The following is a 9,177-nucleotide window of genomic DNA, read 5'->3' as shown; positions in this document are numbered from 1 at the left end:
GCGATGGGTGACTCGGTGGACCTGGCGAAGTTCCACGACCTCATCAGTGATGAGGCCACCACCCTCGGCAAGCTCGGTGACACCGACACCCTCGGCCAACGCAGGGCCAAAGCCCTCGGCGTGATCGCGGATCGGCAGGCCAGCGCCGACCTCCTCGGCCTCATCCCCGACCCTCACAGCGACAACGACGGCCGCGACGGCGACAACACCGGCCACAGTGAGGACGACGACGCAGGCAACAGCGACGGCGCAGGAGTCAGTGAAGACGCAGGCAACGGCAATCGCGACAGCGCCCACGATGGCGACGGTGACGGTGCCGGTGAANCGCGCAAGTCCTACCTCAAGACCCGGCTCTACATCCACGTGAACCTCGCCGACCTCGCCACCAACGGCACCACAACCACTGGAACCACCACGTCCTCTGGAACCACCGCCTCAGCCACTGGCACCGCTGGAACCGACTGCTCCGGCGGCCACGAGCCGGCACCGGGGATGGCGGAGACGAACCTGTTCGGCGCCGTCACCGTCAAGAAGATCCTCGACTGGATCCGCGACCTCGGCCCCGACGCCACCCTCACCCCGGTCATCGACCTGAATCACGACTGGGCTGTCGACCAGCACGACCCACCCGAAGCGATGCGCGAACAAGTCCTCACCCGCGACCGGCATTGCGTCTTCCCACACTGCACCGTCGACTCGAGGCGTTGCGACCTCGACCACATCACCGCCTACGACGACACCGGACCACCGGGCCAGACCAGTTCCGACAGGCTCGCCCCGTTGTGTCGACGACATCACCTCGCCAAAACGCATGGCCGGTGGTCGTATNCGGCACCTATACCTGGACCAACCAGTACCGCCGGACCTGGCTGGTCACCACCCACGGGACCATAGAGCTCCCCACCAACTGAACCCCGACACTGCACCAGACAACGAGCAGGCTCGGGAACACGAAGAACACGAGAAACAGCACCGGCCCAACAGCACCGCGAGCGCAAGCCCCGCCACCAGAACACGGTGAACGGGGCTACCGCCACGCCCACACCCGCCCACACCAACTGCACTGGCCTGGTCAAGCGTGGTCTCGAGACGGTCGCCAGAGCGACCTCCTCAACCACCGAGAGGACGCGGGCCTCCTCAACCACCGAGAGGACGCGGGCCTCCTCAACCACCGAGAGAATGCCGGGCCTCCTCAACCACCGAGGGCACCGGCGACCTCCTCAGCCGCAGAGGGCCGAGGCCATCGGGGTGAGGCAGCAGTTACTGGGCCTGGGACACGCTCGACATGTTGAAGTCGGGGACGCGCAGCGCAGGCATGGCGGTGCGGGAGAAGTAGTCCTCGCCCCACTCCCTGCTGAGCGCGGGCGCGGTGGCGGAGGCGTGGCTGAACCTGTTGAGCAGCTCGACCGGGCTCTCGTTGAAGCGGTAGTTGTTCACCGCCCCGGTCACCTCGCCGTTCTCGATCAGGTAGACCCCGTCGCGGGTGAGGCCGGTCAGCAGGAGGTTCTGCGGGTCGACCTCGCGGATGTACCAGAGACAGGTCAGCAGCAGCCCACGTTCGGTGCCGGCCACCAGATCGTTGACGTCGCCCTCGCCACCGTCGACCGACAGCACGAGGTTGTCGATGGCGGGGGTCACCGGTTGGCCGGTCATCGCTGCGGAGTGCCGGGTCTGGTGCAGGGCGGCGAGCTCACCGCCACGGATCCAGTCGGTACGGTCCAGGGGGATGCCGTTGTCGAACACGCTCGAGGTGTTGCTCGACGACGCGGCCACGACGTGGGGCTCGCACTCCAGGCCGGCGTACGACGGGTCACTGAAGAGGTGCACGCGGGGATCCGCTATCCGGTCTCCGATGCGGGTGCCGCCACCTCGACGGGAGAAGACCGACTGGCCTTCGTGGGCGACACGGGCACCGGCTTCCCAGTAGGCGTAGATGGCCAGGTCAGCGACCGCCGTCGGCGGGAGGATCGTGTCGTAGCGGCCGGCCGGGAGGTCGACGCGGCGCCGTGCCCAGCCCAGCCGCTGGGCGAGGACGTCGTCGAGGTCATGGGCGGAGACGTCGCTGAAGTCGCGGGTCGCCCCGCCGACCCAGGCACTGCTGGCCAGGTCGGCTGTCTTGCCGGTGGCGCCGAAGTGTCCGGTCGGTTGTGAATGGCGCAGGCGCAGGCCCGTGGTCGAGCCGACGTACGTCGTGACCACGTCGTGCGCGACGAAACCGTAGTGGACGCGGTCGGCGGCCTCGGCGCGCTGGAAGACCTCGCCGAGTTGGGGCGCGAAGTCGGCGAAGACGCCGATGGAGGTCTCGGCCGGGCGCTCCGCCCACCCGGAGGCGGCGGCTCCCTCGGTCAGCGGCTGGGCGTCCTCGGCCGGGGTCGCGATCTGGGCCGCACTGTCCGCCGACTCCACGAGGGCGCTGACCTGGTCCTTGGTGGTGGCGCTGCCCGTGACCGACCCGGTGGCGATGCCGTCGCGGCGCTCGTGGAACGCGATCACCGTGAAGGTGCCACCGTGCATGACCCCGTTGGTGGTCAGGGTGTTGTTGGCCCAGCGCAGGTTCGCGGACGTGGAGACCCGCGCGATGACGATGCAGTTGGTGCTCCGGCTCGCGGCCAGGGCGTGCTCGACGAGGTCCTGGGGTGTGGTCATCACTGGCCTGACTCCTCGGTCGTGTTGAGGATCCGCACTCCGCGGAACAACGAGGTCGGGGCCCCGTGACTGACGGACGCGACCTGCCCGGGTTGGGCCTTGCCGCAATTGAACGCGCCGTTCAGCTGCCACGTCTGCGGCCCGCCCACGGCCTCGAGGGAGTTCCAGAAGTCGGTCGTGGTCGCCTGGTAGGCGGCGTCCCGGACCTGCCCGGCGAGCTTGCCGTCCTCGATCCGGAAGAAGCGCTGGCCGGTGAACTGGAAGTTGAACCGCTGCATGTCGATCGACCACGACTTGTCGCCGACGACGTACAGCCCTCGCTCGACGCGGCCGATCAGCTCCTCCGTTGATGGACCGTCGTCCGCGGGCTGGAGCGACACGTTGGCCATCCGTTGGATCGGGATGTGGCCGGGGGAGTCGGCGTACGCACAGCCGTTGGAGCGACCGTCGGGTCCGGCGAGCTCGGGGCTCCGGCCGGCGATCGGCCGGTCGAGCTGGTAGCCCACGAGTACGCCGTCGCGCACGATGTCCCACTGCTGGGTCGCGACGCCCTCGTCGTCGTACCCGATGGTGGCCAGCCCGTGCTCGACAGTGCGGTCACCGGTCACGTTCATCGCGGGGGACCCGTACTGCAGGGAGCCGAGCTTGTCGGGCGTGGCGAAGGAAGTTCCGGCGTAGTTGGCCTCGTAGCCCATCGCCCGGTCGAGCTCGGTGGCGTGGCCGACCGACTCGTGGATGGTCAGCCACAGGTTCGACGGGTGGATGACCAGGTCGTAGGTGCCGGACTCGACACTCGGGGCGGCCAGCTTCTCCTCGAGCAGCGCGGGCACCTCGGCGAGCTCGGCGTCCCAGTCGTAGAGGTCTCCGGTGAGGAACTCCCAACCGCGGCCCACCGGCGGCGCGATGCTGGCCATCGAGTCGAAGACTCCGCTGGTGGGGTGTGATCCCATCGCCTCGAAGTGCGGCTGCAGGCGGATGCGCTGCTGCGTGGTCGCGGTCCCGGTGAGATCTGCATAGAACTTGTTCTCCTGCACCTGCTGGAGCGAGGCGCTGGCGTGCTCGACGGCGTCGTGCTCGCGCAAACGGTTGGTCCAGCCGATCAGCAGGGCCGACTTCTCCGCGGTCGGCACGTCGAAGGGGTTCACCTCGTAGGCGGAGACCCAGGTGGCGTCGTCGTACGCCGGCTCGGGGGCCAACACGATCTCGCGCCGCGTCATGCCGGCCGCGACCTGCGCCACCTGGACGGCCTCCTCGGCGATGCGGATCGCGTCGTCGGTGGTCAGCCGGATGCCGGAGGCGAATCCCCAGGCCCCGTTGTGGATGACGCGCACGGCGAAGCCGAGGTCGACGTGTTCGCTGGCATCCTGGAGCACCCCGTCGCGGACCTCGAGGTCCTGGTAGCGCACCCGCTCGAACCGGAAGTCGGCGTGCGTCACGCCGAAGTCGCGGGCGCGACTCAGGGCCGCGTCGGCGAGTTTGCGATAGGGGAGTGCGATGAACGTCGGGTCGAGGCCTGGCGCTGACATGCGCACAAACGTAGCCGGTCGGGCGGGGAAGGTCAGCCGTCGACGCGCGAGATCGTCACCGACGACCCGGTGCGGTCCTTGGCCACGCGCAGCTGGGTCGGGATGCGGCTGCGCATCTCGGCCACATGGCTGACCACCCCGACCACGCGCCCGCCGTCGCGCAAGGTGTCGAGGGTGTCCATGACGTCGTCGAGGGTGTCGGAGTCGAGGGAGCCGAACCCCTCGTCGACGAAGAGCGTGTCGAGCTCGGCCCCGCCAGCCTCCTGGGTCACCACGTCGGCCAGGCCGAGGGCGAGGGCCAGAGAGACCACGAACGTCTCGCCGCCGCTCAAGGTCGCCGGATCGCGACGCTCGCCGGACCACTCGTCGAGCACCAGCAGACTCAGCCCACCGCGCGACTCGCCGGCACCGCGGTGGCCGGTGTGTTCGAGGGAGTAGCGCTGGTCGCTCATGCGCAGCAGTCGCTCGTTGGCTGCGGCCACCACCTGGGTGAGCCGCCAGGCCAGCACATAGGCCGAGAGGCGCATCCGCAGCTCGTTGTCGGCAGACTTGCCCTCCACGAACGAGGCCAGCTCCGCGGCGACGGCGTACGCCGAGTGCACGGGCAGCCACGCACTGTGCGCGAGGCCGAGCTGCTCGTGGAGATCACCGAGCCGGGTCGAACGGGTGCGTCGGGTCTGGGCCAGGGTGCGGGCGCTGCCGAGCTCGTCGAGTGCCCGGGCATGGTCTGTGTCGACCGCGTCGACGTCGGGTGCGGGAAGCTCGAGGGCCTGCGCCACGACGGGGTCGCCCAGCACGGCGCTGGCGGCGGCCGATCGGGAGTCATGGGCGGAGATCGCCGACTCGAGCTCGTGTGCCTCACGGTCGGACAGGACCGCGTCGAGTGCCTGCGCGGCGTCGGCGAAGTCGTGCTCGTGCAGCCAGGTGTCGAGAGCCTGCACTGCCTTGTCGGCCTGTTCGACAGCGGTCTCGCGGGCCCGCTCAAGTCGCAATGCCTCGTCGCAGGCGGTGGCGATGCGCTCGTGATGGGCGGCGAGTGCGGCCAGGTCGTCGTGCCCGGTGCCGGCGAGCAGGTCGTTGATCTCGCCGGCGATCCGCTCTTCGGACGCACTGTCTGACTCAAGGCGCGCCCGCCTGCTCGCGATCTCGACCCGGCAGGTCGAGAGTGCGTTGGCGGCGGACTGGAGGCTGCGTTCGGCCAGGATGAGCGCCGGCTCGAGCTCGCCCGTGGCCCGGGCCGCGTGAGCAGCCGCGGAACGCGCTGCTTCGATGCGCGCGCGTTCGGCCCGGGTTGTCTCTCTGGAGTCGTCGCCGAGCTGCTGCTCGACCACGGCGAGGGTGGCGCCGAGCTCGTGCACCCGCGCGTCACGGGCCACCCGGTCGACCTCGGCGTCGTCGAGGAGACGACGAGCCTCCTTCTCCGCTGCGGCCGTAGGCGCACCGGGTGCCGCCTCGGCCTTGTGCGGGTGGTCGGCAGAGCCACAGACCGGACAGCTGGCACCGACGGCCAGATCGGTGGCGATCTCGGCGGCCATCCCGCGGATGCGCGCCTCGCACAGCTGAAGCCACTGCTCCTTGAGGAGCTGGCACTCGTCGATGCTGGCCCGGCGCTCGTCGACGGCAAGGGTCAGCTGGTCACGCAGTTCGGCCGCACGCGTGTGGGCCTCGAGGCGAGCATCGAGGACGCCGCGCTCTGCGGCGAGACGCTGTGACTCGACGCCCGCCTCGCGCGCCAGGGCCAGCCGCTGGCGCAGGGAGGAGATCTGCTCGGGCAGCGTGTCGACGGAGTTCGCCGTCGACACTTCCTCGGCCTGCAGGTGTTCGAGACGGGACCGATCGCCGGCGATGCGCTCACGCAGGACGCGCAGCTCGCCCTCACGGGGAACGGCGGCGGTGGCGACGGAGATCGTGTCGCGTGACGCCCGCGCCCGGCGTACGAGCGTGTCGAGGTCGACGACCTCGTCGGGCCCCGCGACGCGGGAGAGTGCGGTGGCGGCTGCCTCGACTGCCCGGTCGCGCTGCTGCTCGGCTGCCAGCGCGAGCCTGTGGAGCGGGACGACGGGAGCGGCCCGACGCGCCAGGGCCAGGCGCCCGCGTCGCGACTCGTGCCGGTCGGCGGAGGCCGCCAGCTCGGCCAGTTCGGTGCGGGCGGCAGTGGCGCGCTGCTGGAGGCCGGCCACCCGATGGGCCTCCTCGCGTCGTTCGCCGGCAGCACGCTCGGCCTCGACGGAGGCGGCGAGTGCCGCGGTGGCCTCGTCGTCGGCCGCTCGGGTCTGCGCCCGGAGTGCGTCGACCCAGTCGATGAGGATGCCGTCGGCCATCACCGGGGCCAGGTCGTCGCCGGACCAGTCGTCGGGCAGCGTTTCGCCGGTGGCCTCGAGGATGCGGCTGACCACGCGGGAGACCGAGCGCTGGAGCTCCTGTCCCTGCCGGTGGAGGGCGCGGGTGTGGTCGCGGATCCAGCGTTCGATGTCTTCGAAGCGCTGCGTGCTGAACAGCTGTTGCAGCAGGGCGTGGCGTTCGTTCGAGCTGGCCCGGAGAAACTTCTGGAACTCGCCCTGCGGCAGCATCGCGACCTGGCAGAACTGGGTCATGGTCATGCCGACCAGCCCGGTCAGCAGATGACCCGCCTCGTCGAGCCGGGTCGACTGCATGACCCACTCACCGCTGATGCGCTCCTCGACCCGCACCGAGGCCTGCTCAGTGGTCAGCCCGGTGCCCCGCTTCTTCGGGCGGACCCAGGCCGGGGACCTGGTGATCCGGAACCGGCGGCCCGACAACGTGGCCTCGAGCCGCACCCGCGGCGCCAACCGCGGGTCGGCGGTGTCGCAACGGAACCGCTTGGCGTGGTTGCGGTCGCCCGGGACGTCGCCGTACATCGCGAAGCAGACGGCGTCGAGGATCGAGGTCTTGCCGGACCCGGTGGGGCCGGTGAGCAGGAACAGCCCCGCCGAGGAGAGGTCGTCGAAGTCGACCGACACGGTCTCGGCGAACGGGCCGAACGCGGTGGCGTCGAGCTGGTGGAGGCGCATCAGCCCACCGCCGTGTCGAGGTCGTGGTCGGGGCTGCAGGAGTCGCAGGCGTCGCGCAGCAGGGCCGACTCCTCGGCGCTGGCGGGTCGACCCCGCATCTCGCGGAGGAAGTCGACCGCGATCGCGTGGTCGGGCTTGCCTGCGGCCGGACGGGCCGACGGAAGCCTGGCAGCATGGCCACCGGCCGGCTCGAAGGACAGCACTAGCGTGTGCGGAAAGCGCTTCTGGAGCCGCTCCATCGCCCGGGCAGGGCGGGCGTCGTCGGTCAGGGTGGCGTGCACCCATGATTGTTCGTGAACGCCGAACGTGCGGTCGGAGAGCAGGTGCTCGATGTCGCCGCTGATGCGGGCCAAGGCGCGGGGGACCGGTGCCTCGACGAACTCGGCGTGGGCGAGCCCGGAGGCGTCGAGGTCGACCAGCCAGGTGCCCTTGCGGTGGCCCGTCTCGGAGAACGAGTAGGCCAGTGGTGAGCCGCTGTAGCGAATCGCCTCGGTGAGCGTGTGTTGGCCGTGCAGGTGGCCGAGCGCGACGTAGTCGATGCCGTCGAACACGTCGGTGGGGACGATGCTGACCCCGCCTACGCTGATGTCGCGCTCGGAGTCACTGGGCTCCACCGGCCTGGTGCCGGCCACGAAGGCGTGGGCCATCACCACCGAACGGGTGCCCCGTGGCTGCCCGGCGAGGTCGGCTCGCACGCGCCGCATCGCCTCGGCCAGCGCCGCCTCGTGGCTGCGCCCGGCCAACGCCCAGGGCTCCCGCACGAGATCGGGCTCGAGGTAGGGAAGGCCGTAGACCGCGACCGGACCGTGCTCGTCGTCGAGCAGCACCGGGGCGCCCACGGACAACGCGCTGGTGCGGACGAAGACCCCGGCGGCGTCCATCATCTCGGCGCCGAAGCCGAGCCGGTGGGCCGAGTCGTGGTTGCCGCTGGTCACCACCAGCTTCGCGCGCGACCTCGCGATGCGGGTGAAGGTCTCGTTGGCCAGGCGGACGGCGTCGACCGGCGGCAGCGCGCGGTCATAGATGTCGCCCGCGACCACGACCAGGTCGACCCGCTCGCGCTCGATCACCTCGAGCAGGTGGTCGACGTACGCAGCCTGGAACCCGAGCATGCCTTCGCGGTGGAAGGAACGCCCGAGATGCCAGTCGGAGGTGTGGAGGATGCGCACACCTAGAACCTAGAAGGCACCACCGACAGTCCCCGGCATCCCACGCCCGGAAGTAGCCTTCGACCCATGGAGACCACCGTCACGAGGCTCGGATTCACCCCGCTCAAGGGCACCCGGCACACGGCGTACGACGCGATCACGCTGGACGTCGCCGGCCCAGTCGGGGACCGCGAGTGGTGCCTGGTCGAGCCCGGGGCCGCCCGGGTGCTGCGCACGATCAACGAGCCGTTGTTGGCGACCACGGTCGAGGCCGAGGGCGACCACCTGCGGGTGACGCTCGGCGACGGCCGCAGCGCGTCGGGGCGGCTCGTGATCGCCGATGAGCCGGTGGCCGTGGACTACTGGGGCCGCCGGATCCTGGTCACGCCGTACGACGGGGAGCCGGCCGGGATGCTGGCCGAGCAGGTCGGGCGCCCGGTGCGACTGGCCCGTGCCGGGCGCGGAGACGTGGTCTTCGGAGCGCCGGTGAGCCTGCTCGGCACCGCGTCGGTGCGTGACCTTGCCACGCGGATGGGGCGCCCCGACCTCGTCGACCAGTCAGAACGGTTCCGCAGCACGATCCTCGTCGAGACCGACGAGCCCTGGGTCGAGGACTCCTGGGTCGGGCACGACGTGCGCGTGGGCGAGACCGTCGTGCACGTGACCGGGCGCATCGGGCGCTGCGGCGTGCCGAACCGGCATCCGGTGACCGCGCTCGCCGACGCCCCGGTCCTGAAGGCGCTCGCGGGCTACCGCCCGGCCAACGATGCCGGCGAGCCCTACCTCGCGGTCGACGCCGTCGTGGTCACTCCGGGCGTCGTCCGG

5 protein-coding genes are annotated in these 9,177 nt (G+C 70.7%); 1 reads left to right on the top strand and 4 read right to left on the bottom strand.

The window, feature by feature from the left end:
- Nucleotides 1-1,260: 1,260 nt before the first annotated feature.
- The 4 genes from ASH02_RS05270 to ASH02_RS05255 are packed head-to-tail and all read right to left on the bottom strand — an operon-like array spanning nucleotide 1,261 to nucleotide 8,373.
- A complete protein-coding gene (locus ASH02_RS05270; protein ID WP_057294398.1) occupies nucleotides 1,261-2,646 on the bottom strand; it encodes a metallopeptidase TldD-related protein in 1,386 nt (461 codons plus the stop codon).
- Entirely contained in the window at nucleotides 2,646-4,172 is a 1,527-nt protein-coding gene (locus tag ASH02_RS05265) for a TldD/PmbA family protein (RefSeq protein WP_056891174.1), read from the bottom strand. Before ASH02_RS05265 ends, ASH02_RS05270 begins: the two co-directional genes overlap by 1 nt.
- Before the next feature lie 32 nt (nucleotides 4,173-4,204).
- Nucleotides 4,205-7,204, bottom strand: a complete 3,000-nt coding sequence (locus ASH02_RS05260) for an AAA family ATPase (RefSeq protein ID WP_057294397.1) — start codon at nucleotides 7,202-7,204, stop codon at nucleotides 4,205-4,207.
- Entirely contained in the window at nucleotides 7,204-8,373 is a 1,170-nt protein-coding gene (locus ASH02_RS05255; RefSeq protein ID WP_057294396.1) for an exonuclease SbcCD subunit D, read from the bottom strand. The genes ASH02_RS05260 and ASH02_RS05255 overlap by 1 nt, the downstream gene beginning before the upstream one ends.
- A 66-nt stretch (nucleotides 8,374-8,439) precedes the next feature.
- Between ASH02_RS05255 and ASH02_RS25510 the strand changes: the two genes are divergently transcribed.
- A partial coding sequence (locus ASH02_RS25510) for an MOSC domain-containing protein (protein WP_162262576.1) occupies nucleotides 8,440-9,177 on the top strand: 738 nt, incomplete at its 3' end.

The sequence above is a fragment of the Nocardioides sp. Soil796 genome (assembly GCF_001429525.1).
Taxonomy (GTDB): domain Bacteria; phylum Actinomycetota; class Actinomycetes; order Propionibacteriales; family Nocardioidaceae; genus Nocardioides.
The sequence above is the reverse complement of the archived record's forward strand: the minus strand, read 5'-3'. Positions and strand labels throughout refer to the sequence as shown.